Source organism: Geodermatophilus pulveris (genome assembly GCF_900188375.1).
GTDB classification, from domain to species: domain Bacteria; phylum Actinomycetota; class Actinomycetes; order Mycobacteriales; family Geodermatophilaceae; genus Geodermatophilus; species Geodermatophilus pulveris.
In genome coordinates this window covers 208913-233751 of record NZ_FZOO01000006.1, presented here as the reverse complement: position 1 = coordinate 233751, position 24839 = coordinate 208913, and the positions used below count along the sequence as shown (strand labels likewise).

At 74.0% G+C, this 24839-nt stretch carries 24 protein-coding genes, 1 tRNA gene and 1 pseudogene; 8 read left to right on the top strand and 18 right to left on the bottom strand.

Translation table 11 applies throughout. The features are described 5' to 3' along the window. Positions 1 to 27: 27 nt before the first annotated feature. From CHB98_RS14170 to CHB98_RS14155, 4 genes are all read right to left on the bottom strand, one after another. A complete protein-coding gene (locus CHB98_RS14170) occupies positions 28 to 837 on the bottom strand; it encodes a hypothetical protein (protein WP_089306283.1) in 810 nt (269 codons plus the stop codon). Further along, positions 837 to 1160, bottom strand: coding sequence for a hypothetical protein (locus CHB98_RS14165; RefSeq protein WP_245821160.1), 324 nt, complete (start codon positions 1158 to 1160; stop codon positions 837 to 839). Before CHB98_RS14165 ends, CHB98_RS14170 begins: the two co-directional genes overlap by 1 nt. A gap of 56 nt (positions 1161 to 1216) precedes the next feature. Beyond that, on the bottom strand, positions 1217 to 2206 hold the full coding sequence (locus CHB98_RS14160; protein ID WP_245821159.1) for a hypothetical protein: 990 nt from the start codon (positions 2204 to 2206) through the stop codon (positions 1217 to 1219). A gap of 293 nt (positions 2207 to 2499) precedes the next feature. After that, positions 2500 to 2799: a hypothetical protein gene (locus CHB98_RS14155; RefSeq protein WP_089306239.1), complete on the bottom strand. Its 300-nt coding sequence runs from the start codon at positions 2797 to 2799 to the stop codon at positions 2500 to 2502. Positions 2800 to 2801: 2 nt separating this feature from the next. Here CHB98_RS14155 and CHB98_RS14150 point away from each other — a divergent pair, with 2 nt between their 5' ends. Further along, on the top strand, positions 2802 to 3293 hold the full coding sequence (locus tag CHB98_RS14150) for a hypothetical protein (protein WP_089306238.1): 492 nt from the start codon (positions 2802 to 2804) through the stop codon (positions 3291 to 3293). A 72-nt stretch (positions 3294 to 3365) separates the two neighbouring features. On the opposite strand, the gene CHB98_RS14145 is transcribed toward CHB98_RS14150, so the two are convergent. Beyond that, a complete protein-coding gene (locus tag CHB98_RS14145) occupies positions 3366 to 3932 on the bottom strand; it encodes a hypothetical protein (protein WP_089306237.1) in 567 nt (188 codons plus the stop codon). 318 nt (positions 3933 to 4250) lie between these two features. Here CHB98_RS14145 and CHB98_RS14140 point away from each other — a divergent pair. The 4 genes and pseudogenes from CHB98_RS14140 (at position 4251) to CHB98_RS14125 (ending at position 5418) form a co-directional block, all read left to right on the top strand. Further along, positions 4251 to 4333, top strand: a tRNA-Tyr gene (locus tag CHB98_RS14140). Between the two features lie 32 nt (positions 4334 to 4365). After that, positions 4366 to 4560 (top strand): annotated as a pseudogene (locus CHB98_RS14135) (integrase core domain-containing protein); the annotation flags it as partial. A gap of 109 nt (positions 4561 to 4669) precedes the next feature. Next, complete coding sequence (locus CHB98_RS14130) at positions 4670 to 4930, top strand: hypothetical protein (protein WP_089306236.1); 261 nt, start codon at positions 4670 to 4672, stop codon at positions 4928 to 4930. 71 nt (positions 4931 to 5001) lie between these two features. Next, a complete protein-coding gene (locus CHB98_RS14125) occupies positions 5002 to 5418 on the top strand; it encodes a DUF6228 family protein (RefSeq protein ID WP_089306235.1) in 417 nt (138 codons plus the stop codon). 455 nt (positions 5419 to 5873) lie between these two features. Here the strand turns inward: CHB98_RS14125 and CHB98_RS14120 are convergent, their stop codons facing one another. Then, complete coding sequence (locus CHB98_RS14120; RefSeq protein ID WP_179224506.1) at positions 5874 to 7595, bottom strand: C39 family peptidase; 1722 nt, start codon at positions 7593 to 7595, stop codon at positions 5874 to 5876. Between the two features lie 342 nt (positions 7596 to 7937). Between CHB98_RS14120 and CHB98_RS14115 the strand changes: the two genes are divergently transcribed. Both CHB98_RS14115 and CHB98_RS14110 read left to right on the top strand, forming a co-directional pair. Then, on the top strand, positions 7938 to 8477 hold the full coding sequence (locus CHB98_RS14115; protein WP_089306233.1) for a hypothetical protein: 540 nt from the start codon (positions 7938 to 7940) through the stop codon (positions 8475 to 8477). Positions 8478 to 8553: 76 nt separating this feature from the next. After that, positions 8554 to 9063: a riboflavin biosynthesis intermediates N-glycosidase gene (locus tag CHB98_RS14110; protein WP_089306232.1), complete on the top strand. Its 510-nt coding sequence runs from the start codon at positions 8554 to 8556 to the stop codon at positions 9061 to 9063. Positions 9064 to 9336: 273 nt separating this feature from the next. On the opposite strand, the gene CHB98_RS14105 is transcribed toward CHB98_RS14110, so the two are convergent. Next, complete coding sequence (locus tag CHB98_RS14105) at positions 9337 to 10413, bottom strand: hypothetical protein (RefSeq protein WP_089306231.1); 1077 nt, start codon at positions 10411 to 10413, stop codon at positions 9337 to 9339. Between the two features lie 97 nt (positions 10414 to 10510). Continuing rightward, the gene (locus CHB98_RS14100; protein ID WP_179224505.1) at positions 10511 to 12217 is read right to left on the bottom strand and encodes an Hsp70 family protein; all 1707 of its coding nucleotides are present in this window, start codon (positions 12215 to 12217) and stop codon (positions 10511 to 10513) included. Positions 12218 to 12847: 630 nt separating this feature from the next. On the opposite strand from CHB98_RS14100, the gene CHB98_RS21690 reads away from it, so the two are divergent. Further along, positions 12848 to 13147, top strand: a complete 300-nt coding sequence (locus CHB98_RS21690; protein ID WP_179224503.1) for a hypothetical protein — start codon at positions 12848 to 12850, stop codon at positions 13145 to 13147. Between the two features lie 44 nt (positions 13148 to 13191). Here the strand turns inward: CHB98_RS21690 and CHB98_RS14090 are convergent, their stop codons facing one another. The 10 genes from CHB98_RS14090 to CHB98_RS14040 all read right to left on the bottom strand — a co-directional run bounded on the left by CHB98_RS14090 (position 13192) and on the right by CHB98_RS14040 (position 24770). Beyond that, on the bottom strand, positions 13192 to 13719 hold the full coding sequence (locus CHB98_RS14090) for a helix-turn-helix domain-containing protein (protein WP_089306228.1): 528 nt from the start codon (positions 13717 to 13719) through the stop codon (positions 13192 to 13194). Further along, positions 13716 to 15035, bottom strand: a complete 1320-nt coding sequence (locus CHB98_RS14085) for a LuxR C-terminal-related transcriptional regulator (protein WP_089306227.1) — start codon at positions 15033 to 15035, stop codon at positions 13716 to 13718. Before CHB98_RS14085 ends, CHB98_RS14090 begins: the two co-directional genes overlap by 4 nt. Positions 15036 to 15131: 96 nt before the next feature. Beyond that, the gene (locus CHB98_RS14080; protein ID WP_089306226.1) at positions 15132 to 15668 is read right to left on the bottom strand and encodes a hypothetical protein; all 537 of its coding nucleotides are present in this window, start codon (positions 15666 to 15668) and stop codon (positions 15132 to 15134) included. Positions 15669 to 15670: 2 nt separating this feature from the next. Beyond that, positions 15671 to 17560: a GTPase gene (locus CHB98_RS14075; protein ID WP_089306225.1), complete on the bottom strand. Its 1890-nt coding sequence runs from the start codon at positions 17558 to 17560 to the stop codon at positions 15671 to 15673. Continuing rightward, positions 17557 to 18147, bottom strand: a complete 591-nt coding sequence (grpE, locus tag CHB98_RS14070) for a nucleotide exchange factor GrpE (protein WP_089306224.1) — start codon at positions 18145 to 18147, stop codon at positions 17557 to 17559. Before grpE ends, CHB98_RS14075 begins: the two co-directional genes overlap by 4 nt. Beyond that, positions 18144 to 19559, bottom strand: coding sequence for a dynamin family protein (locus tag CHB98_RS14065; RefSeq protein ID WP_143425088.1), 1416 nt, complete (start codon positions 19557 to 19559; stop codon positions 18144 to 18146). The genes grpE and CHB98_RS14065 overlap by 4 nt, the downstream gene beginning before the upstream one ends. Before the next feature lie 750 nt (positions 19560 to 20309). Further along, entirely contained in the window at positions 20310 to 23528 is a 3219-nt protein-coding gene (locus CHB98_RS14055; protein WP_089306222.1) for a LysM peptidoglycan-binding domain-containing protein, read from the bottom strand. Further along, the gene (locus tag CHB98_RS14050; protein ID WP_089306221.1) at positions 23525 to 23965 is read right to left on the bottom strand and encodes a TadE/TadG family type IV pilus assembly protein; all 441 of its coding nucleotides are present in this window, start codon (positions 23963 to 23965) and stop codon (positions 23525 to 23527) included. Before CHB98_RS14050 ends, CHB98_RS14055 begins: the two co-directional genes overlap by 4 nt. Further along, a complete protein-coding gene (locus CHB98_RS14045) occupies positions 23962 to 24357 on the bottom strand; it encodes a TadE/TadG family type IV pilus assembly protein (RefSeq protein WP_089306220.1) in 396 nt (131 codons plus the stop codon). The genes CHB98_RS14050 and CHB98_RS14045 overlap by 4 nt, the downstream gene beginning before the upstream one ends. A gap of 26 nt (positions 24358 to 24383) precedes the next feature. Next, complete coding sequence (locus CHB98_RS14040) at positions 24384 to 24770, bottom strand: TadE/TadG family type IV pilus assembly protein (protein ID WP_245821158.1); 387 nt, start codon at positions 24768 to 24770, stop codon at positions 24384 to 24386. Between the last annotated feature and the right edge of the window lie 69 nt (positions 24771 to 24839).

Here is a 24839-nt window from a genome sequence, read left to right as displayed (position 1 = left end):
CGTCGGCCGCGCCGCCCGAGCAGGTGCCTACACATAGCGCAAGTCCCGGTAGCCGGCCGCGACCGCAGCCTCGGTGCCCGGCCACACCGACGGCGCCGGGGCCGGTTCCGGCCCGGGCGCGATCAGCCAACGGTCGCCGGTCCAGACCATGCGCTGGCAGTCGGCGATCGCGATCCGCGAGGTCTGCTCCACGGTGACGGTGAACTCGAAGTCCACGCACACCACCGCGAAGTCCGGGCCGACCGTGCCCTTGATCAGTCCCATCAGCGGGCGGACCACGATGGCGAACTGCGGCGACCCGGCGTTGGACAGACCGGCCGCAGAGAGCAGCCGCGCCATCCCGTCCACGCCCGACCACGTCTCCGAGGTGGGACCACCCGGCGCGGCCCACTTGACGATGACCTGGCGCACGCCGTCCACCGATCCGCTCTCCATGGCGGTCACGTCGATGGCCGCCAGCTGTGCCAGCGCCCCCTCGGGAGTGCGCGGGAAGCCGGTCGGCACCTCTGTCGGGCCGACGCCGGTGGGCCGTGGCAGCTCGAGGACGCCGGCGGACTGGGTCGCCAGCGGCCCAGGCAGCGCGGCCTCCGGTTCGGCGGGCGGCATGGGAGCGGCGGCCAGCACATCTCGTTGCGATGTCTCCGTCGCCGGGGCTGCGGCCTGTGGTGCGGCGTCCGCCGGGCCCGGGTCGTCGCGGCCCAGTGCTGCGACGACGGCGAGGACCAATCCGGCCAGCACCGCGAGCGCCACCAGCGCGCCGACCACGAGAAGAGTCAGCAGCCGGGCCGGGCTCCACTCCGTCGTTCCGCTCCCCTGGTGCTTCTGAAGGCTCTTCATCAGGTGCACCCGCTGCCGGTGATCGAGCCCAGGATCGTCAGGATCACCGTGTAGGTGATCGCCACCATCACCACGACGGCGACACCCATCGCGCCGTACCGGGAGGCATGCGGATGGGAGAAGATCCGCCCGACCAGGATCGACCCGAGCGACATCACCGCGCCGATGCCGATCAGCGCCAGCACGCCCCACTTCACCCAGGCGGTCACGTCGTCGGCGAAGGCCTGCATCCCCGGCGGCGGCTCCGGGCAGACCGCCGCGGCGATCTCCACCGGCGCCGCAGCCGCGGGCCCGCCGCCCAGCACGACCAAGCCGACGAGCACGACTGCGACGGCTGGCGCCGCCCGACCCGCCGCGTGCGCGGTCTCGCGTGCGCTCCTCATCGGGTTCCCGTCGAGCCGGTCCGGGAGGACGCTGCCCGGCGCCGATGCCGGGGCTGAGGGGGTCCGGCCGGCACCAGAAGTGCAGCCATTAGCCGGCCGGCGGCCGCTACCGGCTTCGGCAGCCGGTCCCCGGTCAGCCCAGAGGTCTCCAGTCGCCGGTCGACCGGAACCCGGACTACCCGCCCCCGCGACCGCAGCTCACGCAGTCGTGGTCCGCAGCTGGCCTGCACCGCCTGGGGCCAGCGCGCCGGGCCGACTGCGGCGACCACCGGCTCGCCGCCGATGGCGGCCAGCACGCGCTCGGTCTGCCGGACCGCGGGCACCGTCACCCGGGTGACGACGACGACCCTCCCGTCCGGGATGAGGCAACTGGGTGAGTCGAGCAGCGCGATGGTGAGCGACCAGCCGGCGTCAACGACCAGCAGCCGTTCCGTGCCATCAGGCTGCGGGGGCGGCGGGAGTTCTCCGTCGTCCGGGCGGCGGGTGAGGCGGAAGACGTCCAGTCGACCGCGCCGGCCGCGGCGCCACCCGGCGCCTTCCGTACCGAGCTCGATGGTCGAGGCCTCGGCCAGCCCCGACCGGACCGGCTCGGCGTAGTCGACCAGCTGCACCCGCCGGCTCTCCGCCAGCCCTTCGGCGACCGCCAACGCAACCGTCGAGGCGCCCGCCCCGGCGTGACCGGCCACGACCAAGACGACAGCGCCGCTGACCTCGGCTGCCGCCCATGGCGTCGGATCAGCATCTGGCCGACATGTGCCGGCGACGACCGCCGCGTCGGATACCTGACATATGCAGGCGACGTCATCGGTGACCTCGTCGTAGGTCCCCGCGCGGATCGCGATGACGGCCGCGCGCATCGCCTCGACCGTCATCGGCCGGTGCCCCTGGGGACGCATGGGGCTGGTGATGGCCAACGACGCCGACGGCGGCGCGTCATGGTTCGCCCGGCCGGCTATCGATTCCCGACACGGGGTTGCGGTCTGCATGCGCCGACCGTGTCGCTCCGACCTCTCGTAATCCTCCAGTCGGCTACGCCAGAGAAGTCTCCTGCCGCAGTCAGGTGAGTGCCGGAGCAGCGGGCGATGTAGACCTCTGCACCAGCGAGCTACCTGAGACTTCCGGGAGGCCTGAGCGGTGTCGCCAATTGGACGGGCAGCGCGACGCCCCTCCCGGCCGTACGGGACTCATCGGTGGTGTGCTCCGCCAGGTTCGTCGTCTCATCGGTCACCGCCGCCCCGCCCCGCTGCCAGCACTCGTCCGACACCGTGGGTAGCCGGCGTCACCACCAGGACCGGCGCGTCAGGGTGCTCGGGGGCGAACCGTCGGGGAACGGCGGATAGTCACCCCATCCGGCCCGACGGTCCATCGCCAGCTGCAACACCACCGCCAACGCGCCGAGGAACCGGCGGCTTTCCTCCAGGGTGTCCTCGCCGGGGCAGTAGCGCTCCGGGGCGGTCACCATCAAGTCTTCGATCCGGTGGGCTGCGCCGCTGGAGACCAGGATGGCCCGGTAGACCTCGTAGCCGGTCCAGGACCGGTACAGGTGCAGAATGTCCTCAGCGTCGAGTTGCACCGCCACCGGTGGTCCATGCTGACCCGGCCGACACCCTCGCGCAGCAGGGCCACGTCATCGTTGGTCAACTCCGGTCGGCACGGCAGCGGCACCGGCATCGGGCGCTTCATCGGCTCGACCCGCTCGCGCGCCGGATCGAACAGGCGGCGGTTGTCCTCGGCAGGTGCCACCGCGACATCCTCGACACGACAGTGGCTGGCTGGCAGCGGCGTCAGCTGATCAAGGTGACGCTCACCATCGACGAAGGCGCCGATGGCGCCAGTCCGCCGCTGCTAGGAGACGAGGCCTCGACGTCCGCGGCCTTCAGCAACTGCTGGATCTCCGGCTGGGAGTCCAGGCTCAGCGGCTGCAGTTCCTTTCCGGCCCGCAGCTTGACCAACAGTTCCTCCGCGGTGTCCGGCGCCACCGTCGTCGCATCGGCGCTGGCCCAGGCGACACCTTGTAGGACCTGCCGCGTCTACGTGCCGGCCAGCAGGCACTCGAGCCTGGGCCGGCCGTAAGCGTCGGCGGCGGCGTGGCGTAGGGCGATGAGCCGCACCCACTGAATGCCCGGGGCGACGGCAAGGGCCTCCTTAATGGTGACCAGGGCGTGCCCCATCGCGGCTGCGGTGTAGAGGGCCGCCCGCTCGCTCTTGGGGAGCTTGCTGGCTCAGGTTGCCGCTGGCCGTCGTGCCGGGCATCCGCTCCGGGACGAATGCCTCACTGTCACTCGGCGCCAGGACGACGAGGGACACCTCGTCCCCGTCGACGCTCAGGGGCGCGGCAGCGGCCTCGTTGTCCTCGAACGCCTCGGCGAGCGTGCCGATGCCGGTGTCCGGTTCGTTCGCCAGCAGCGCCGCCCACCAGACGTCCAGCTGGGCCTGGTAGTCGGCCTGCATGCGTTGGGCCTCGGCCCAGCTGGCTTGCAACTTCACCTCCGCCGCGCGGTCAGCCTGTTCCTGGGCGGCGGCCCGCTCCTGCCGCCGGAGCAGCCCGATGCCGGTGAGGGCGGCCTTTCGGTGGCGGGCGCGGATCGCATCCGTGTCGGGAGCCGGCGGCGGGGGCGCCACAGGTGACTGCGCCGGCGGGAAGCCCTGCCGATGGATGTCCACCAAGTCCTGGAACAGCCCGGCGAGCCGTTGCGCTTCTCCCGCCTTCACCGCTGCCGCCGAGCTCGCGGCCTGCCTGGTGCTGGTAGGAGCCCGCCGAGGGGCGACGCGTCGTGGACGACCGTCGTCCGCGGTTCCCGCCGCCGAGCGACGAACGCTCCGGGTTAACGCGGCGGATGCGGCGCCGACGCCGCGTCCGCGCCAGGCCGATGTCACGGCCGCCGACCGCAGCATGGGGGTCGCATCAAGGTTGATCACCGTGGCGCGGCGCTTGGTCGGCGCCTCAGCGGTACGCCAGGCGCGCTCAACGACGGGTAGGACTAGTGACGTACGCGGTAGCCTGGGCTACTACCCGAACATGACAACCTCGGGCGTGCGCCGACGATGGAGAGTCGGGCCGGGCTGTAAACCCGGTGCCTCGCGCTTAGCAGGTTCGATTCCTGCCACGCCCACCGAACCACGGGGAATGTTGGAGACTTCCCATAACTGCCCCTGGCAGAACGGCAAGGTCGAACGCCTCAACCGCACCCTGGCCACCGAATGGGCCTACCGGCAGGCCTTCACCAGCAACGACCAACGCTCAGCCGCCCATGCTCCGTGGATCGAGCACTACAACACTCAGCGCCGCCACAGCGCGTTCGGCGGGCGCACTCCAATCAGCCGCCTGGCACCAACCTGATGGCCGAGTACACCTAGGGCCGTGGCCTGCGGGCGGCGCTGACGACGCCGCCCTCGGCTACGCGACTGGCGTCGGACTACGGTATGGGTAAGCGGAGGGAGAGCAGCGAATGCCAGACGAGGATCTTCAGATCATCGAGCTCGTTCACAACCTCGCGACATTCCGCCAGGACACCGAACTCGCCGGGAGGCTTTCGGACATCGAGGCAGACCTCAACGCGTGGTCAGCAGGAAGTGATCTTCGCGGACAGATGGCCTCGGACGCGCTTGATCAGCTTTCCGGTCTTCTACCGGACATCGCTTCAATCGCTCAGCAGCTGGTGCCCGAGATCGAAGCAATGATGAAACGGCTTCCTCGCATGCCGGACTAGTGCGTATACCAACGGCCCCACCAGGGTAGCTGTGCGCACATGACCATCACTCTTCACCCGGGTACCTCGGCTTGACGGACTCGGCGGAGGGCATCGTCCTCGCCTCAGCGGACAAACGCGACGTGACAGTGGCTCTCACGCGCGCGGTCCGGCCCTTCGGGGACGAGGTCATCGACGTTGGCGTGACGGCTCGAGGTCCGGATCTGCTGGCCACGGTGTGGGTCCGCACCCTCGATGGAGACGGCCTGCCGCACTTCCTGGAAGATCTGACCCGCGACTTTCGTGGGTGGGCCGGAGTTCGCCATTGGCGGTCGTTCGAGGGCTCCCTGGCCGTCAGGGCCGAGCATGCGGGACGCCGTATCCGACTCCAGGTGGAGCTGACCGCGACGGATGCGGACGGCGCTTGGCGGGTCACCGTCCCGCTGGAGGTGGAGCCGGGCGAGGGGCTCGCCGCGTTGGCCCGCGGGGTCGCCGCACTCCTCTGGTGACGTCGTGCCCGGAGATCGTGCGGACGCGAACGAAGCGGTGCCCGTCCGGCGTCGAGCTCCGAGCAAGCCGGCGACAGAGGTCGGAGCGCCTGTTGGCGCCGGCACGCGGCGTCGTCCCCAGGGTCAAGCGGACGGCGCGGCTCCCGAGCTGACCCGGATGGCCCCATCACGGGGCATCGTCCTGTGTACTCGACCCGCTGACAGTGAGGCGCTCCGCACGACGTCGTGCTGGGGCGCCACCGCACCACTTCACCCACCGCGTCGACTGCTCGTCTCCGAGTCAGCAGTCAGACGACCGCCGACCGAGCGCAGCGCTCGGGACGCTCACACGCCGCACAAGGAACGGTTGAGCTGCTGACCTCCCGACGGCGGGCGGCAGGTCGGGCGCGAAACCCGCATGTCCTGCCGACCGTCGGGTGGGCGACCCACCTCGTGCGTGGCTCGGGACTGAGCGGTCAGGACCCGTAGGACGTCGGGTTGTGGTCGGATGCGTCGGGAATGCGGTCGCCGTCCTGGTCCATCGACTGGGACGCGTACGGAGCCGTGGGCTGCGGGTCCCGGGCGTCGGGAATGCGGTCGCCGTCGCTGTCCCGGTCGTAGGAGCTGTAGTCGTACGGCTCGGAGGCACCTGGACCGACCGGTGTACCGAATCCCAGCGGTGGGCCGTACCCCCCAGCGGGGCTCAGCCCACTGTCGGCCGGGCCGATGTTGATGTTGCTGGAGCCGTCCGGGTTGGCGGTCACCTCGATCCCGCCTGCCGGACCATTGGGATTGCCGTAGGTCCCGTACAGCGAGGAGGCGGAATCGAGCACACCGTCCTGATTCGGATCGACCGCCGTCGTCTCGAGACTGCCGTCACGGTTCTGATCCGCCATGAAAACCTCTGGGACACCGTTCTGATCCTGATCGATGGCTACTGCCTCGATCATGCTGTCGTGGTTTAGGTCCGTGGCGAAGACCTCGAAGATGCCGTTCTGGTCGGAGTCGAGTCCGACGCTGTCGTCCAACCCCTCCCCGGTCATGTCCATGAGGGTCGGGTCGGGGATGCCGTCGGCGTTCGCGTCGAACCCGCCGGCACCTCTCCGATCCGGTTCGCTCGTGCCCCTCTGGTCCGCCGAGACCACGTCGGCGACCTGCGGCACGAAGGTGAACGGCAGCACGACCAGGCCGGTGGCGTCCTCGGGCACGAGCGACGGTCGGTCGGCCGGCGCGGCCGCCAGGCCGGCACCCGCCGCGTCCGGGTACACCTCGGGCCCGGTTCCCGACGGGACCTCCACCGGCGCACCGCCCAGGTCGACGGTGGCCGCTGCCTGGTCCTCGGTGACGTCGGTGAAGATCATCTGGTTGGCGGCATCGGCCCAGGCGTCCTCGAACTGCGCCAGCGGCACGACCGCACCCCGGCCCTCCGGGGTGCCGGGGTCGTTGAGGTACACCAGGCCGTTGGTCAGGTCTATGCCGGTGACCACGACGGCGTGGTTGTCGTCGTAGCCCTGGTCGCCGGCGTCGTCCTCGCCGTACCAGATCTCGTGGGCATCCAGGCCCACCATGACCGCCCGGCCGCTGTCCAGGGAGTCGATCAGCTGGTTCGTGTCCCCGAACGACGAGCTCACGTCGAGGCCGAACTCCTCGCAGAGCACCATCATCCCGGTGTTGTCGATCCCCGACCAGTCACCGGCCGAGTCGGTCCCGGCATCGCCGTCGGCGGCCGGGTCGTGGGTGATCAGGCCCAGCTCGAGGGCCCGCTGGAGCACGACCTCGTTGGTGACGAGCGGATCGTCCAGCACGTCGGCGATCACCATGGCGACGGCCGTCGGAGCGCAGGTGCCCTGGCCGTCCCCCTGGTACAGCCAGTACTCCGCGTCCTCGGCCGGTTCGCCGACGACGACGGCCGCCGGGTCCACGATGACCGACGCCGGGTCCACCAGCGGGAAGTCCACCGACGCGGGGTCGACGTCGTCGAACCCGGGCAGGCCTCCGTCCGACGGCTCCGGGCCGGCGTCCACCGTGGGCTCCCCCGTCGCGGGGTCGACGACCCCGGTGTCGTCGAGGTCCGGGAGACCCGTGTCGAAGGCGCCGTCGCCTCCGAACGACGAAACGGTGATCCGGTCCGACGACTGCAGGGTGCCGTCGTCCTGAGACGCCGAGTCGTCCAGACCCAGCGGGTCGTGCAGGCTCATGGGGATCGTCTCCTCTGCGACCCGGGCTCCGGGGTGGGGCCCGTACACCGGCGAACAGTAGGACCGCAACCCCTCGCCGCCATCCCCGTTCCGTGCCATCGGGCCGGTCGCAGCCCTCTTCTCCGCCGCACCCGCCGGCGGGTGGGCGACGGCCGCCGAGGACGGCCGAGCACCGCGCCGGCCGGAGGCCGCGGGGCGGTGGCACGGAAAGGGGATGCCCGGGCCTCGGGTCGGGCAGACGATGCCCCCATGCCTGCTCCCCCGTGGCGCGCCCGACCCGGTCGCTCCGGTCGTCGGCGGCCGAGCGCGCTCCCCGGCATCCCCCACGGCCGCTCGGAGCCGGTGCCGTTCGACCCGGCGGATCCCGCGGATCCGGACAACTGGTCAGGTGGCGACTACGAACTCCTGGTCCGGTACGCGCCGGCGGACCAGGCGCTGCTCGAGCGCGCGTACCAGGCCGTGTGGCAGGTGACCGGCAGGGACGCCACGGCCGGGGACGGGGTCGTCCGCCTGCCGGGTGGTCACCGCGTGGTCTGTCACAGCGGCCCGGTGCTGGACGAGGACGGCACGGGTTGGCTCTACTTCGGCGTACCGCTGGGGGCACTGGGACGCATCGATCCGCGCGTGTGCGGTTACCCGACCGAGGACGGGCACTCCTTCGCCTGGCGGCGGCCACTCGACGACTGGCTCGCCTCGGTCGCGTTCCGGCTCCTGGAACCGGTTCCGTTCCGTGCGGCGCTCATCGGCTTCGAGGTCTTCACCGACCTCTACCTCAACCTGGCCGACGGCGAGCCGATCGAGGGCTACGCGCGGCTGGCCGACCGCTACTCCGGGATCGTCCTCTCGGGCCCTCCGCCCATCTACCACCCGGCGAACCGCTGACGTTCCGGTCACCGCCAGGGACACTGCCCGCCACCGCAGGACACCGGCACCGGGCCGGCCGCCAGGAGGTGACGACGTGGACGAGCTGCGCTTCTTCGCGCCCGACGAGGAGTTCTTCGAGTTCACCAACTTCGCGCCCTTCCCGGTCCTGATCGAGGGGCTCCGGTGGCCGACGACCGAGCACTACTTCCAGGCGGCGAAGTTCGCCGATGCCGGGCTGCGCGAGCGGATCCGCACCTGCCCCAGCCCTCGCGCAGCCCTCGATCTCGCCCGGCAGCTGCACCGGCACGTGCGCCGGGACTGGATGTCGGTCCGCGTCGACGTCATGCGGACGGCGCTGCGCGCCAAGTTCACCCAGCACCCCGCACTCGGCGTCCTACTCGTGGGCACGGGCGACGCCCGGCTGGTCGAGGCCAGCCCGCGCGACTCCTTCTGGGGGCGGGGGCCCCGCGGGACGGGAGCGAACGTGCTGGGTCTGCTGCTCGTGGAGCTGCGCAGCGAGCTCGCGGCCAGCACCGCCGCCGATCCCGCCGATCCGGTGCACCGGGGCGGGCAGCCGGGAGCAGCGGACGGTGACGCGAGCTGACCGCGACGGCGCGCTCCAGCGGCGACCGGAGGTGCTCCCGCAGCCCGTGGTGCCGCTCCAGCGCCACGATCCCCCGGGGCCGACCTCACGCTCGTGCGCACTCCTCCGCCGGGTCCTGGCAGCAGGACGGCGCCGGATCGTCCTCCCGGACGGCATGCAGGCACGAGGCCTGCGCCACGGGCCGGGCCCGACCTGCGCGCGTTCCCGCGGGGCACGTGGTACGCACCGACCTCGACGCCCCGTCGAGGACGCCGGACCGATCTGCCGCCACCGTCAGGGATGCGGGATGGTGAAGAACCAGTTGACGAGGCCCTCGACGTCCTGGTTCACACCCTTGGCCCAGACCTCGTAGGGCTTCGAGTCGTACGTCCAGACGAGGAGGGCCATCCCGTCCTGGTCGGGGAAGCAGTAGAGGGTGCCGGTGTCGGTCACGGCACCGGCAGTGCTCTTGATGGTGAACGTGTCGCACGGGTTCTGGCCGAGCCCCTGGACGGCTGCGTCACGGTCCAACGTGTCCGCGTACTCGTAGACCGCCAGGTCCCGGCTGTAGTTCTCCCCCGTCCGGTACGTGCCGGGGACGACGCAGCCCAGCCCGGCCGTGGCCGGCGGCACCGGGTTGATCCCGCTGCACTGCGCGTACAGGTCGCCGGGCAGCTCCTCCCAGATTGCGCACTCGCTGCTGGTGAGCAGGGCACAGGGGTCGTCACCCCCACCACTGCCGGTCCCGGTGCCGCTGCCCGAGCCGCTGCCGGTCCCGGTGTCGCTGCCCGAGCCGGTGCCGGTGCCGGTGCCGCTACCGGTGCCGCTGCCGGTCTCGGTGCCCGTCACGTCTTCGGGTGGCGGGTCGGGCTGGGGGATCGTGCGCATGACGCCCAGGACGACCGACACCAGCACGACCGGGGCCGCCGCACCGATGAGCCACCACTTGCGCCGCACCGACCGGCCGGCCGGCGTCCCGGTGCCCGGCGGAGGAGACGGTGGTCGGCCGGGGTGCCCCGAGGAGGGATGACCCGCTCCGGGCCCCGGTGATTCCTGGCCGCTCGACGCTCCGAGCGCCGCTGCCACGGTGCCCACCGCCCATGCCGCGTCCAGCCGCGTCAGGCCACGCCGCTCGACCAGCTCCGCGGTCAGCCGATCGAGCTCGCCGGTCAGCCGATCGGGCGGCGTGTCGAGGACGCGCCGGGCCACGCCGTGCTCGAGGGCCGCCGACAGCAGTGCCGTCTGGTGAGACGCGGAGGGGACGGCGTCGTGCAGGACGGCCCGCACGCGCCGGGGCTGGTCGAGGAAGGAGGGCCCGCACCGGCGCACCCACTCGGTCAGCACGTCGCGGGCGTCCGTGGGCGTCGTCATGCCGGCACCACTTCGTCTGGCTGGAGGTCGCTACAAGGTAGGTGGCGGCCCCTGGCACGGCAAGGCTCGCGGCCACCGGGGCACCAGCGGCGCGGGGTCAACCGAGCGCCCCGGTCACGACGACGAGCTTGGGGTCGGCACGGGTGCGTGGTTCGGTGTCGAGCGCGTCCCAGAGCCGGCGGTGCACCAGCGGGATCCGCGAGGACCCGCCAGTGAGGTAGAGGGCATGCAGGTCGCGGGGCGTGCACCCGGCCTCGGCGATGGTGGCCACCATGAGCTCGACGCTGCGGTCGACCAGCGGGCCGATGAGCCGCTCCAAGTCCTCGGCCGTGACGGTGACCGATTCCTCGGCGCCGGGTACGTACACCGTCCAGGCCGGATGGGCGGAGAGCGCCTCCTTGGCCGCACGGACCTCGCGCTGCAGCTCCCGCCGGTGGCGCCGCCAGGCCATGTCGGGCGGGTCGTCCAGCTTGGCCCAGACCTCCGGCTTGCGGTCGGCCACGACGTCCCCGAGGTGGTCGAGCAGGAGGCGGTCGAAGTCGACGCCGCCGAGCGGGTCAATGCCGGCCGGTGGCCCCGCCAGCCGCCAGCCGTCGTCGGTGCGCTCGACGACGGCGGCGTCGAACGTGCCCCCTCCCAGGTCGTAGACGGCGGCCAGCGCCCCGACCGCGACCGAGTCGCCCGAGGTGTAGGCAGCGGCCGCGGCGACCGGTTCGGGGACGAGCGTGACCTCGCCCAGGCCGGCGCGCCCGGCCGCATCGACGAGCATCCCCAGCCGTGCCCCGCGCCAGTCGGCGGGATGGGTGAGCACCACCGGCAGACCGCGTCCGTGCTGCCGGTGGACCTCGTCGGCGGCGTGCCGCAGGACGGCGGCGACCAGGTCCACCACGGCCATCTCCTCGCCACCGAGGACGACGGTCTCGTGGCCGACGAGCCGCTTCGGGGTGGGCTCGAAGGCGTGCGGGTGCATGGCCGCCTGGGCCTCGGCCTGGGTAGCGACCAGCAACGACCCGCCGGGCTGCCGCAGCACCCCGGAGGGGTACCGGGTGTGGCCGCTGTCGAAGGCGATGGTGGTCACCGTGCCTGCGGCGTCCCGCACGGCGGCCGAGGTGTACGTGGTGCCGAAGTCGATGGCGGCCGACGGTCCGGCCCGGGCCCGCTCCGGTGTCCCCCGCTCCCACCGGACGGGCCGGATCCCGTTCACCGGATCGGAGCGCGGTGGACCCGCTGGGCGTGCGACCGCGGGGCCCACCCGCGCCGCCGCTGCCTGGTGAGCCCCGCTCCAGACGGCGCGGAGCACCTCGGCGAGGTGGTCCGGCCGGGCGACATGCACGGGGCGGGCGTCCGGCCGGCCGAGGAACTCCTGCAGGACGGCGAGGTCGGCGTCCGGACCGATGCCCACGGCGAACCGCTGCGCCCGGGCTCCCCACGGTGCCGAGGCCAGGACCTGGAGGCCGATCTGGTATTCGTCGGTCGGCTCTCCGTCGGAGACGAGGACGAGGACGGGCGGCAGGGCGGTCGGGTCCTCCGGCAGCGCGCCCAGCGCACCCGACACCTCGCGCAGCGCCGCGCCCAGGTCGGTGTAACCGCCGGCCGGGGGCAGGGCGGGCCAGGTGAGGTCCTCCACCGGCACGGGCTGCGCGACGTGCCACCGCGCGCCGGAGGAGAAGGTGAGCGCGCGGATGAGGACACGGATCCGCGGATCGCGGGAGACGATGCTCGCGCAGTGCAGGAGGGCGTCGCGGATGGCGCCGTCGACGGCTCGCAGCCTCCCGTCCAGCTGCATGGAGCCGGAACAGTCCACCAGCCAGATGAGGTGCAGAGGCGCGCCCGGGCGACCTCCAGGTGACCGCTGGTCCATCGGCGCCCCCGTCCGGCCGGCGTGTCGCAGGATGACGCGGGATGGTAGGCCCCGATCCGGTCCGGCGGTGTCCCGCGCGCCGGGCTGCGCGGAACCGGCCTGGCACCGCTCACCAGCAGTAACGTCCCCTCCCCGCCTCACGACGGGCGCGCACCCGGTCCGGTTCGCCCCGGGCCGCGCGCCCCAGCGCACGGGAGGACCCCGGTGACCGACCCCCAGCAGACCGGGCGAGCACCCTCCCCCGCGGCTTCCGCGTGGGCCGTTCCCGGCGCTCCCCCGCCGCCGCAGGTCCCGCCGCCTCCCGGGCACCACCGATGGGTCCTGGCGGCGGTGCTGGGACTGGCGGCCCTGGTCACGGTGGCGGTGGTCCTGGCGGTGAACCTGACGCTCGGCCTCGAGCCCCGCCCGTCCCCGGATGCCGCGCCCCCGCCGACCACCGGGGCCGCTCCCCCGCGGTCCCCGACCCCTCCGACCGGGGCCGCACCCGCCACGGGGCTCGACGGGTCCTGGACCGGCACGGCCGTGCTGCGCTCGTGCCGGGGAACGGAGGCCCCCTGCCCCGAGACGCTCCCCATGGAGCTGACCATCGACTGCCCCGAGCGGCCCGGGTCGCCGTGCTCGGTCGTAGCCCGCAGGGGCTACGACCGAGCGCCGCTGTCCCCCGCCGACCCGCTCGGCAGGCACACCGCCAAGGGGATAGTCCCCGCAGGACGCGCGGCGGTGTGCGAGGGAGCGGGGCCGGCGAGCACGGGGTGGCTGCTGCGGTTCTCGGGCGAGGACGGCAGCCTGACCGGCGACTACGCGGAGCACTCCTCGGGCGCTACCTGCCCCGGTGCCGAGGCACGCTGGCGCTTCGTGCTCACCCGCGACTGACGGGACGGCGGTCGGCCGGCGGCCCCCGTCACCGGCGGCCCCCGTCACCGGCGGTCCCTGGCCGCCCGGTGCGCGAGCACCGCCGCCCGCGTGGAGGCCACACCCAGCGCGGCACGGGCCGAGGCCAGCCGGCGGTTGGCCGTGCGCAGCGACAGGAACGACCGCGCTGCGGCCTCGGGGATCGACGCGCCGTCCGCGAGCGCGTCCAGCACCGCTGCTTCCTCGGCCGTCAGCGCCCGGACCGGGACCGGCCGGGTGGCCGTCCCCGCCTCGCCGACCAGGCCGATGCGGTGGAGCTGGTCGAGGAACGCCTCCACGCTCACCGGGTCGGCGACGTCGACCACCACCACGAGCCCGGCCCCCCGGACCGCGAGCTCGACGGCGTCCGGGAGGGCGGCGTCACCGACCGTCATCGCCACCACGTGCCCGCGGTCGCGCAGGTCCCAGGGCTCCCGCGGGACGGCGTCGGGACCGGTGACCGTCCAGCCCTCGTCCCGCAGCGCGGCGGCCGCCACCCGCGCCGCCGCCTCGTCGGGAGCGACGAGCAGGGGCGGCGGGACGTCGTCCGTCATCGACCCTCCGCGGCGAACAGGACGGCGGCCTCGGTGCGGTTGCGCCCGCCGAGCTTGGCGACGGCCGAACGGACGTGCGTCTCCACCGTCTCGGCGGAGACGAGCAGGCGGCGGGCGACGGCAGCCGTGGTCATGCCCGCCGCGACCAGGGTCATGACCTCGCTCTCCCGGTCGGTGAGCCGACCCCGCACCGCCTGGCGGCGGGCGTGGGCGGCGGCCTCGCCGTCGCTGGCGGCATCGGCGGCCTCCGCCGCGGCCTGCCAGAGCTGCCGCCGGCGCTCGCCCCGGGCCAGCCCGGCGGCGAAGGCGAGGAGGCGGGCCCGCTCGCCGGCGCCGAGCTCGCGGGCGGCCCGGATCGCCAGCCCGACGGCGCCCTCGGGATCGCCGGACCCGGCGAGGTGGCGGACCCGGTCCCACGGGTCACGGCTGACCGCGGCGAGGTGGCGGTGCAGCGCCGCGAGCGCCTCGGCGGAGGCCAGCGTGCCGGCCAGGGCGTAGGTGGCGGCCGAGGGGAAGGCCAGGAGGGGGTCGTCGCCCGGACCCGCCGGCATGGCCAGGCCGTGGTCCACCAGCTCCGCCGCGCCCGGTCCGAGGCGCCCGGCGCGGGTGGGGCGGCCGCGAAGCCCCAGGACGACGAGCGCGGTACGGCCGGCCACGCTGAGGGCCCGGGCGCGCACGGCGAGAGCCCGCCGGGCCGAACGGCTGTCCCCCGCGACCAGGGCGAGGGCCGCTGCCGGGTTCCCCCGGGCAGCGGCCACGATCCGCGCCACGTCGTCCTCGGGAGCCGCCGGGTCGGCCCGCCGGACGAGTGCGGCGACATTGGCGTCGGCCAGGGGGGCGAGCCGGAACGTGGTGCGGGCCGCTGCGCGGGCGACCGGTGCAGACGTCCCGGCGTCCCCTGCCCCACCGGCCTCGTGACCCTCCTCGGTGACGCAGAGCAGGGTGCGGACCGCCGCCGCCGACGCCACGGTCACCCGCACCGAGTGCGCGTCGGCCCACTGCACGTCGTCGAGGAGCAGGACCCCGTCGCGGGTGAGGGCGACGACGAGCGTGGCCGCGTCCTGGGGCTCGGCGGGCACGGGCACCCGCACGGCACGCGCCAGGGCCAGGCCGGGACGGTCGGCCAGGGCGGGCAGCCCCCCTCCTGCCCACACCTCCCGCCCGGTCCGGTCCGCGGCAGCCGTGGCCACGGTGGTCCTGCCGATCCCCGCCGGGCCGGCCACGAGCTGCACCCCGGCGTCCTCGAGTGCGCCGCTGATCGCCGCGATGGTGTCGGCCCGCCCGACGACCGGCGTCCCCTGGCCCGTGCCGGTCATCTCCGGCCTCCTCGCTGCGGGTCGGTCGCGATGGGTGGACGCTAGAGCGCCGGAGCGGCGAGGGGATCCTCGTTCCGCGCCACCCCCGGCACCCGTTCAGGAGCCGGCCCCACCAAGCATGCGGAGGAGGATGCGGGCCGCCTGCTGGTCGAGGTCGTCCCGGCCGCGGTCGGAGACGGCCTGGAGCAGCGTCCCGGTGTCGTCGGCGTCGGCCGGCGGTGGCATCCCGGGAGCGGCCCGCCGCCACAGCAGCTGGGCCACCTGCGCGATCTCCGGGTCGCCGGGGAGGTCGTCGTCGGCGTCGGTGTCCGTCCCGCCGGGGAGCACCGAGGGGTCGACCCAGTCGCCGGCGAACCAGGACCCCAGGTCGCCGTCCTCGTCCCCGTCCGGGTCGTCCTCCGGGTCCCCGTCCGGGTCGTCGTCCGGGCCGTCGTCCTCGTCGGAGGGGTGGTCGCTGCCGTGGCCGGGGTCTGCGGCCTCCGGCGCGCCGTGGTCCGCGGGCTCGTGGGCGTACGGGTCGTCGGGGGTCCCGCCGACGCCCTCGCCGGCGAGGGACGTGGCGCCGTCGTCCGGCCGCCAGCCGCCGTCCGTGCGGTCCGGGACGTCCTCCGGGCCGGGCGGGTCGGGAGTCATGGTCACCTCACCGCAGCCGTCCGCCGCCCGGGCGGAACGGCGAGCGGCGACCTCAGCAGGGTGTCGACCCGTTCGGCGTGCTTGGCCAGCGTCCTGCGCTGCGTCTCAAGGGCCGTCCGCTGTGCGGCCAGCTCGGCCGCCGACCGCTGCCGAGCGGCCTTGGACGCGTCCAGGAACTCCTGGGCCTCCGCCTTGGCCTGCTGCAGCGCGGCCCGGAAGGCCTCGGCCAGGGAGAAGCGCGCCTGGACGGTGTTGCGCTCGACCTCCGAGCGGATCTCGGCCTCGGCCTGGGTGATCCACGAGGTGAGGGCCGCGCGGACGTCGGCCTGCCGCCCGCTGTCCCGGGTCACCCAGTGCCGCAGCGCGATCCCGGCGACGCCCCCGACCGCACCGAGGGCCCAGCCGAGCGGCCCGAGGCCGGTGAGGGCGACCACCGCCGCACCGGCACCCCCGCCGAGCCCGCTGCCCATCAGCCACCCGTAGTAGAGGTCCATCGTGTCCTTGACCCCGTGGGACCGGTTCGGCGGGAGGCGGCTCGGGGACGGCAGGACGGCGTCCGTACCAAGGCTGTCCAGCGCCGTGACGACCGACGCCGTGTCGGCCAGTTCGGCGAACAGCTCGCCGGCGACCGCCCGGAAGCGGGTGCAGGTCAGTGCGAGCACGTCCCGGCCGATGACGCCGAGGTCCCCCTGCAGCTCGTCGCAGAGCCGGGCGAAGGTCGCGTCGTCGGGTGCCCGCCGCAGGGTGCGCAGCCGCTCGGACCACCTGTCCCGCTGGTCGTCGACCCGGGTGGCCAGCTGCCGGTTGATGTCGATGCGCAGCAGGTTGAGGTCCTTCTCCAGGCGCGGGGCCCAGGTGCGCTGCTCGTCCTCGAGCTCGACCAGCCGCCGGTGGTGCTCGGCGACGGCCTCCTCGAGCGCGGGGTCGGCCTGCAGCTGCGCCAGCCGCAGGGCCAGCTCGCGGTCGGCCCGGGCGGCGATCGACCGGACCGCACGCAAGGTGTTCGCCGCCGCGAGCGTCTCGGCCGCCGGTGCCAGCTCGGTGCGCACGACGTCCAGGAGCTCGCCGACCCCCGACTCCTCCCAGTCCTCGAGCGCGTCGGTCACGTCCTCGTCGGGAACGCCGGCCGCGGAGCCGACCTCGGAGGGGTGGGCGTCGAGGCTCTCGAGGGCCTGCGCGGCCAGCCGGGAGTCGACGGCGACCCAGCGAGCGGAGGCGAAGCGCGGCGCCGCCGCCGCGAGGTTCGCCTTGTTCTCGTCCAGCACCGCCGACCAGCCCGGCTGCGGACCGATTTTGGTCAGCGCGAACACGACCGTCTCCACGCGCTCGGACACCTGGCGCAGGAAGTCCAGCTCCACCCCGGACAGCGGGGCGAGCGCGTCGGTGACGAAGAGCAGCGCCGACGCCCGGCCGGCCGCCTCGAGCGCCGCCGTCGCGTGCGCCGCGACGAGACCGCCGGCCCCGGGGGTGTCGACGAGCACGAGGTCGTCGAGCCACGGCGCGGCGACCGTGACCTCGGCGTACCGCACCGGGGCCGGCGCGTCCGGGGTGGCCCACGCCGGCAGGTCGGCGACGGGCACCTGGACCGGCGGCGCGCCGTCGGCGAGGTGCAGGGTCGCGCCCTCAGGTCCACCGGACCGGAACAGCAGGTAGGTGGAGGTCGTGACGGTGACGTCGACCGGGGAGGTCCCGGGTCGGCCCACGAGCGCGTTCACCAGCGAGGACTTGCCCTGTTTTACCTCGCCGACCACGACCACGACCGTCCGCCCCGCGGCCCGCGCCGACGCCTCGGCCTCGTCGATCTCCCGCGGCAGCCGGTCGTCCACGGCGGCGACCGCGCTGCGCACCCCGGCGATCGTCCGGTCGAGGGCCGCACGGGCCGGGTCACTCATCGCGCCTCCTCCCACACGACGACCGCGGCGCGCCGGTAGAGGCGGCCCTGCTGCAGCAGCCCGACCTGCTCGACCGCGGCGATGGTCCCCGGGGCGGCGCCGTCGGTCGCCGCCTCGGTGTCCACGGCGGTGTGGACACCCGGGTCAAAGGGCTCGCCCGGGGCCGGCGTGATCAGCTCGAAGCCGGCGCTGCGGATCCCGTCGTCGAGCCGGGCGCGCAGCGCCGTGTTGTCCAGCAGGTCCCGCACCTCGAGGACCCTGCGGACCAGACCGTCGTCCGGCTGCGGGGCCGCCACCACCGGCTGCGGCACCGGCAATGGCACCGGCGGCTGCGGGACGGCCGGCGCCGCGGCCGGACGGGCCAGGGCGTCCCGGAGGCCCAGCGCCAGCAGGGCGCCGCCGAGGGCCGCGGCCAGGACCAGGGCCGCCCGGGCGGCGAGCGCCCCCGTGCCGAGGTCCCGGACCCACCACGCGGTCTGGGTCACGGCCCCGGCTACGAGGACGACGCCGAGCACGGCCGTGAGCAGCCCCTGCCGGACCGGGACACGCGCCGTCCCGGCGCCGGTACCGGCGGGCGCAGCGGTCATCGGGTGCTCCCGTCGGTGCGTCGGAGGTGGATGCTGCGGGCGGCGACCCTGGCGACGTGGGCGTCCGCGGGGGCCGCGTCGAACGCGAACCGGGCGAAGCGCTCCCCGAGGCCGCGCAGCTCGGCGTGCGAGCTGGGCACCGGACCGTCCTCCCGGTCGGCGTCCACGAGCCTCCGGAACTCGACCTCCAGGTCACCGGGCAGCCGGGCGCGGCCCGCCGTGAGCTCGCCCAGGGCGTGCAGTTCCGCGATGGCGTGCATCGCCGGGTCCAGGCGGAGGAGCTCGACCTGGTCCCCCAGCCAGGCGCGCCCCTCGCCGGACAGGGACCTGTCCCACGCCATCCGGCCGAGCCGCGCCAAGGCGGCGGAGGCCTTGAGGGCGTCCGCCCGGGCCGCGAAGGTCTTCTCGACGACGCCGCGGACGTCCTGCAGCCGGGACCGGCCGGCCAGGACAGCGGTGAGGCCCGCCGCGGTCCGCGCGCCCCCCCGGACCGCGGCGATCGCCGTGTCGACGCCGTACAGGGACAGCCGCGCGAGCAGGGACGCCCGCACGGCTCCGGAAACGGGGACGTCGCGGGTGCGGAAGGCGTCCGCGGTCCGCAGGAGGCGGCGCAGGCTCCGGTCGTCGAGCGCGGCCAGCAGGTCCAGCGCGTCGGCGTCGGCCTCCGTGAACGCGCCGGCCGCCACGGTCTCGGCCAGGAGGCCGCTGACCGGCACCACCTCGGTCACCTCGTGGACCAGACGGGTGCGGAAGTCGGCGGCCAGCCGCTCGGCGACCGGCCATGGGTCGTCCCCCGGATCGGTGAGCAGGTCGGCCTTGGTCAGGACGCCGAGGGTGTTCACCGGGGACGGCGAGCCGACGGGCGACGTCGTCCGCCGGAAGGCGCCGATCGTGTCCCGCTCGTCGGCCCGCAGCGACGCGGCGAAGACGAACAGCACCGCGTCGGCCCGACCGGTCGCCTCGGTGGACCGCGCGTCCATCATGGAGGCGTCCGCGTCGTCGCGCCTGCCGGTGCCCAGGGCGGCCTCGGTGCGGGCGCTGTGTCCCCCGGTGGCCGAGGCCAGGCCAGGGGTGTCGACGATGGTCAACCTCTCCAGTGCGGCCACCGGAAGGCGGACCTCGAGCCGCTCCACGTCGGCGGTCGGCGCGCCCACGTCCTCCGGCAGGCGTCCCTCCGGGGTGAGCCGGACGGTGCGGGTGCCGCCCCGGCGGAGGACGACGTCCACCTTCTCGACCGGGCCATGGCGGTACCAGGTGACCAGCTTGGTGCATTCCGTCTCGCGGGTGGGGGCGACCCGCCGCCCCAGCAGAGCGTTGACCAAGGTGGACTTCCCCGAGCTGACCCGGCCCGCGACGGCGAGGCAGAGCGGCTCGCGCACCGTGGCGGCGACCCGCGCGGCATGGTCGGCCAAGACCGGGTCACCGACTCCGTCCGCCCGCTCACACAGATCGACAACTTTCGACGACAGCCGGTTCAGGGTCACGGACAGCTCTGATCCTGCACGGTCGAGGGCTGCTCTGGCGCACGCGGCCTAGTACGCCGCAGGACCGCATATCGCCGTTTCAACCCGGGTGACTCCGTGACCGCTGTCCTCGTGGGTCTTCCTACAAGAGCGCTCGCTTGAACAGAAGGGGGTCTAAGCAGGGGCCCGGCGACACATTGCGGACACAAGACTGCGCTGATCGTCCACTCGAAAACTCCGACCGGCACGTCCCGGTCGTCAGCACTGGCCTTCGTCACAGTGACGTCGACGGTCAGAGGCGCGTGCGAAACCATGGCGGCCCACCCTTCCGGCGTCGTCGGCCTCTGGACCCGGAGGCCAGGTCAGGAAGGGTAGTTCTGCGACGGTGCCCCACCATCCCCAGACCGTGCCGTCATGTCGTGGGGGGCCACAACCCCGCTCTTCTATCCCGCCAAGCCCTCAGCCCACTGGCTGATGGTTGCCGAGGTCGCCAGCCGCGTCTTGACCGTGCCCTTAACGGTCGATCAACTCGGCGATCTCCCGCAGCGAGCGGCCGACGGCGTACTCGGCAAGCACGAAGGCCTCCAGCTGCGCCTGCAGCCGCTGGCTGGGCACGGTGCCGGTGCGGCGGTTCCGCCAAACGCCGGCAGCGGGCGCAGCTGCGGTCGGGGCGGATACGGCATGGCGCTGCGGCCCCTACTAAGAGGCTCGGTCGAGGAACTGTCGGCGGGCGCGGTTGACGGCCTCCGCGGTGCTCATGGGCAGGTCCATCTCATCCTCGCCATCGTGAATGTCCACGATGCGTGCGACGTAGGTTTCGGCCTCGGCGCGGCTGCCCTCGTGGTAGGCGACCCACATCGCGTCGAGCAGCACCTTCTCGTCGTCCGGCGCGACGAGAAGGGCAGTTGCGGAGGCGGCGCGGGCCGCAGCCAGGTCATCGCCAGTGAGAGCAGCGGTGACGACCTGATGGGCGACGTCGCAGATGCCCGCGGTCAGCGTGAGGTCCAGGCCGTCCAGCCACTCGTAACCCGCGGGACGCTGGGCGAACGGCGGTCCGGACACCAGCTCGAGTGCGGCAAGCAGATCGGGCAGACCGTCGTCGCCGCGAACTTCGGCACGGGCGCGCAGCTGGCGAAAGAGGTCGGCGTCGACGAGCACGCCGGTCAGCGTGTAACGGCCGCGGTAGCCGGAGCTTAGATGCTTCTCGCCGGTCGCCGGGTCGTCGCCGAGCCAGGCGCGGGCACCGGCGGTCATCCGGTGCACGTAGGCGCGGACGCTGACCGGGTCGGTCTTGCCGCCGCGGGCCGGCTGCAAAGCGGTGGCGGCCTCGTCGGCGGTGGCGCCGTGCGGGCGGGTGGCCAGGTAGGCGACCACCTCTTCGTAGCGGCGCCGCCGCCCGGACCTGGCGACGGCGTGCTCGTCGCCATGCGCGCGCAGGGTGACCGGTCCGAGGAGGCTCAGCCGGGGCCTGGCGCAGTCCGACGACCACCAGTCCGCCAGATCACGGTCGAGCTGCTCGAGGTCGTCCTCGATCCGCTGACGCAGCTCGGTCGGGCGCGACTGGCCTGGCGACTTCACGCCGTTGCCATCCGAACCCTTGGGGCGGTCCTCCGGCGGCACCGGCCCGAGTGCGGCGCCGCCAGCAGAAGCCCGGCGGGGTGGCCGTGGCTGAGGCAGGCGGTGCGGAGCGTCGCCGGGCTCCTCCGCCTTCGCGTCATCCAGCAGCGCTCCGGCGGCGTCGGTGTGGACCTGCCACGGCCGGTCCCCGCCGGATGCGGGGATGGCGTCGTCCATCGCGTCGCGCTCGAACGACAGGAGGGTGGCGATGTCGCGAGCTTGTTGGGCGGTCAGCTGCGGGGCGGGGAGCCGCAGTCCGAGTGCCGGGACGAGCAGCGATCCGTCGTCGGTCAGCGTGAGCAGCCCCTCGTCGCTGGCCTGTGCCGGCTCAACGCCGAGCACGAGTGCGAGCGCTGCGCGCTGCTCCGAGCCCCGCAGGACGGCGGCGGCCTCGGCCAGCTCGCCGTCGTCCTGACGCGCTCGGTGTGGAGTGAGGACGACGTGCGGCATCCAGCCGTCGCCGGCTCCGGCTCGTAGCCGCCCGTCCAGCAGGTCGTCGGAGTCGCGCTCGACTGCTTCACACAGGGTGGAGCGAAGTTCGGGGTCGGCGGGTGTGTCCACAGGGTGGATGCGGTGTGGTGCCAGGTCGACCAGCTCGTCGCCGAAGCCGACGGGAGTGATGGTCAGCAGGTCCGACCAGCTGTTGACGGCCAGTTCGGCGGCCAAGTGCCGGGCGAAGTCCTGACGCCGGTCGGCCGGTCCGGTGATGTACACGGCGCCGAGGCGTTCCAGGTCCAGCAGCCAGCGGTCTGCGCCGTTCACGCCGATGGTCACCAGAGTCGGGTAGGGCGCCAGGCGTGCCCGGGCCACCTCGGGAGCGACGCCCGTGTCCTGGTCCAGCTGTACCGACCACCACAAGCCGGTGTCGTCGGCGGTCCACGGCTCGGGCGGCGGACGGTCGGCGGGGGTGTGCAGCCGGAGGTCGAGTCGGCCGTCGTGGAGGCGGGCGGCGACGACGTCGGGCAGCCGCCCGTCAGGGTCGTCGGAGATCCGGACGGCGAGGCTGCGCAGAGCGAGGTCAAGCGCGGCGTAGTCGGCCGTGCCCGCGTCGGCAGCCGAGGTCACGGCCGTCTGCGTGGCCGACAGTTCCTGCGGCACCGGGGCCAGTCGTCGGCCGGTACGCCGGCGGCGCAGCCGCTGGCGGCGGTGGGCCAGCCACGCCACACCCGTGCCAGCGGCGAGCAACGCCCCGCTGCCGGCGAGGACGGCCGCCAGTTCCGACGGGAACTGGTCGGCCTCGGCATCGCGGCTGTCGGCTGCCGGTGGTGCTGGTTCGTCGGAACGACTCGCCGATGGCGGCGAGACCGGTGGTGTCGGCGAGGGCTCGGCCGGCATGGGCGCCTCGGCCTCACTCGGCGGGGGCGGCGACGGCGGCGCGTCCTCGGCGGGTGGTTCCGGAGCGGCCGGCGGAGGCGGGTCGGGGGTTGCGAGCTCGGCGGGTGGGAGGTCGAGGACCTGCCCGGGGCGGATCAGGTCGGGGTCGGTGAACCGGCCGCCGCCGGGAAGCGGTTCGCCGGCGTTGATGTCGAAGATCGGCTGCCAGCCGTTCAGCCCCTGCTGCTCGGCGATGTCGGCAAGGGTGTCGCCGGGCTGCACCGTCACCTCAACGGCGGTTGCTCCAGCCTCGGGCGGGGTGGCGTCGGCTGGGAGGACCAGGACCCAGCCGGGGCGGATCAGCGCCGGGTCGGCCAGGACGGCGCCGTCGGGCTGGGTGCGACCGCGATTGAGCTCGAGGATCTCCTCGAACCGCGCCCAGTCCCCCAGGGAGCGGGCGGCGATACGGCCGAGCGTGTCGCGCGGTTGCACGGTGTAGGTGGGGCCGTTCGCGGCAGGCTCTGCCGGCTCGGCATCCGGTGATGGGGCAGGTAGTGGTGGCGGCTCGTCGGTCGGCTGCTCCGCGACCACGGGTGGTCCCGCGATCGCCGGGGCGGCGAGGAGGGGCGCACCCCCGACGCCGACGACGGCGGCAACGAGGAGGCCGGCCAGCTGCTGTGGTGCCGCCAGGCCGGGCAGCCGTAGCGGTGGGAGACCGCGCAACTGAGCGGCGAGCTCGACGGCCACCGAGAGGGCGAACACCGCCCACGCGGCCCAGCCGATCACGACGAGCAGGCCGAGGAAGACCGCGCCGGTGTCCGGCCCGCTCAACGCAGCCGTGACCTGCTCCCATGAAGGGAGTGCCGTCGGCAGGTAGGCGGCGCCGAGCTGCCAGAGCGCGGTCGGGACGCCAGCAAGTGCAGCTACCAGAGCCAGAAGCGCGAGCAGCCGGCGCAGCAGGTCGAGCGACCGCGGTGTGGTGGTCATGGTCCCGCTCCCCCGCTCTGGTCGGTGATGAGGTCGGCGATCCCGGAGCCCTCCACGGTCATGGTCTGAATGCCGATGAGGCCGAGGAAGGTGGTGGGCTCAGTGATCGTCGTGGTCACCGTCAGGGTGTCGCCGTCCACGACCGTCACCCCGCCCTGCACGCCATTGCGGTCGAGATAGTCCTGCGCGGCGGCGACCGCGGACGCTGGGTCCACCAGCACCTGCCCGGCGAGGGCGGCGGAGACGTCGAGGGCTTGGCCGCCGGCGCGGGCGGCCTCGTCGGCGATGGCGTTGGCGCGCTGAGTGGCGGCCACCTTCACGCCGCCGTCGACGGCCAGGCCGATGATCAGCAGCAGCCCAGGGACGAGGACGGTGAGGAAGACGCCGAGGGCCCCGCGCTCGGCGTCCTGGCCTTGTGGGCGCTCGCGGGAGGTCATCGTTCGCGGTAGGCGTCGACGGGGCTGGTGAAGGTCGCGTCCACGCTCACCGATCCGGGCAGGCCGGGCGCGAGCAGGTCGGCCATGCCGACGACGCACGTGATCGACACCGTGACGTCGCCGGGCTGGCCGGGTGGTGCCTGGAAGCCGGCGGTGTCGACATCGATGGCGGTGCGCTCACATCGCAGGTCCTGAGCGGCCAGGGTGCGCTCCGCCTGCGCGGTGGCCGAGGCCGTCGCGATGGCGGGATCGCGGGACAGGGACGCTTCCCGGGCGGCCGCGCGAGCGGCCTCGGCGACGGCGGCTTCGGCGACCTGGCTACGGCCGGCGACAACGGCGAAGGACAGCAGCAGGAGCAGCGCCGGGGCCAGCAGCGCCAGCTCGACCGACACCGACCCCCGCTCCCCTACCGGACCGTTCACGGGGCGGGCCGTTCCACCGGGCCGACGGCACTCTGGGTGACCGACCAGCCGGACAGCCCGGGGAAGAGACTGATCGAGGTTCCGCTCACGGTCACCTCGATGCTGCTCGGCGAGCCGGCCACGGTCACGACCCGGCCGGTGAGCAGGTCGGAGGCGGTCTGATCGAGGAAGCCCTCGGCCGCCGTCTCGGCGCGCGCGGTCGAGGCAGGCTGCACCCGGCCCTCGCGGGCACCCTCCTGCGCTGCACCGAGGGCGATCGAGCGGGCATGGAACCACAGGGCCGCCTGGATCAGAGTCATGACCAGCAGGAGCACGACCGGGAACGTGACCGCCAGCTCCACCGACGCCGCGCCACGCTCACCGGACAGCCGTCGACGCACCACGTCGCTGGCCTGGCGGCCATGGACGTGGCCGAGCCGGGACGGCGGTCTGGGGCCGCGCGGGCTGGCAGA

Coding starts and splice junctions, on each gene's coding strand:
- CHB98_RS21690 (WP_179224503.1), top strand. CDS start 12,848: ATGGAGCTGACCATCGACTGCCCCGAGCGGCCCGGGTCGCCGTGCTCG.
- CHB98_RS14085 (WP_089306227.1), bottom strand. CDS start 15,035: ATGACCGGCACGGGCCAGGGGACGCCGGTCGTCGGGCGGGCCGACACC.
- CHB98_RS14080 (WP_089306226.1), bottom strand. CDS start 15,668: ATGACTCCCGACCCGCCCGGCCCGGAGGACGTCCCGGACCGCACGGAC.
- CHB98_RS14075 (WP_089306225.1), bottom strand. CDS start 17,560: ATGAGTGACCCGGCCCGTGCGGCCCTCGACCGGACGATCGCCGGGGTG.
- CHB98_RS14120 (WP_179224506.1), bottom strand. CDS start 7,595: ATGAGCCTGCACGACCCGCTGGGTCTGGACGACTCGGCGTCTCAGGAC.
- CHB98_RS14055 (WP_089306222.1), bottom strand. CDS start 23,528: ATGACCACCACACCGCGGTCGCTCGACCTGCTGCGCCGGCTGCTCGCG.
- CHB98_RS14130 (WP_089306236.1), top strand. CDS start 4,670: ATGCCAGACGAGGATCTTCAGATCATCGAGCTCGTTCACAACCTCGCG.
- CHB98_RS14050 (WP_089306221.1), bottom strand. CDS start 23,965: ATGACCTCCCGCGAGCGCCCACAAGGCCAGGACGCCGAGCGCGGGGCC.
- CHB98_RS14160 (WP_245821159.1), bottom strand. CDS start 2,206: ATGCAGACCGCAACCCCGTGTCGGGAATCGATAGCCGGCCGGGCGAAC.
- CHB98_RS14170 (WP_089306283.1), bottom strand. CDS start 837: ATGAAGAGCCTTCAGAAGCACCAGGGGAGCGGAACGACGGAGTGGAGC.
- grpE (WP_089306224.1), bottom strand. CDS start 18,147: ATGACCGCTGCGCCCGCCGGTACCGGCGCCGGGACGGCGCGTGTCCCG.
- CHB98_RS14105 (WP_089306231.1), bottom strand. CDS start 10,413: ATGACGACGCCCACGGACGCCCGCGACGTGCTGACCGAGTGGGTGCGC.
- CHB98_RS14090 (WP_089306228.1), bottom strand. CDS start 13,719: ATGACGGACGACGTCCCGCCGCCCCTGCTCGTCGCTCCCGACGAGGCG.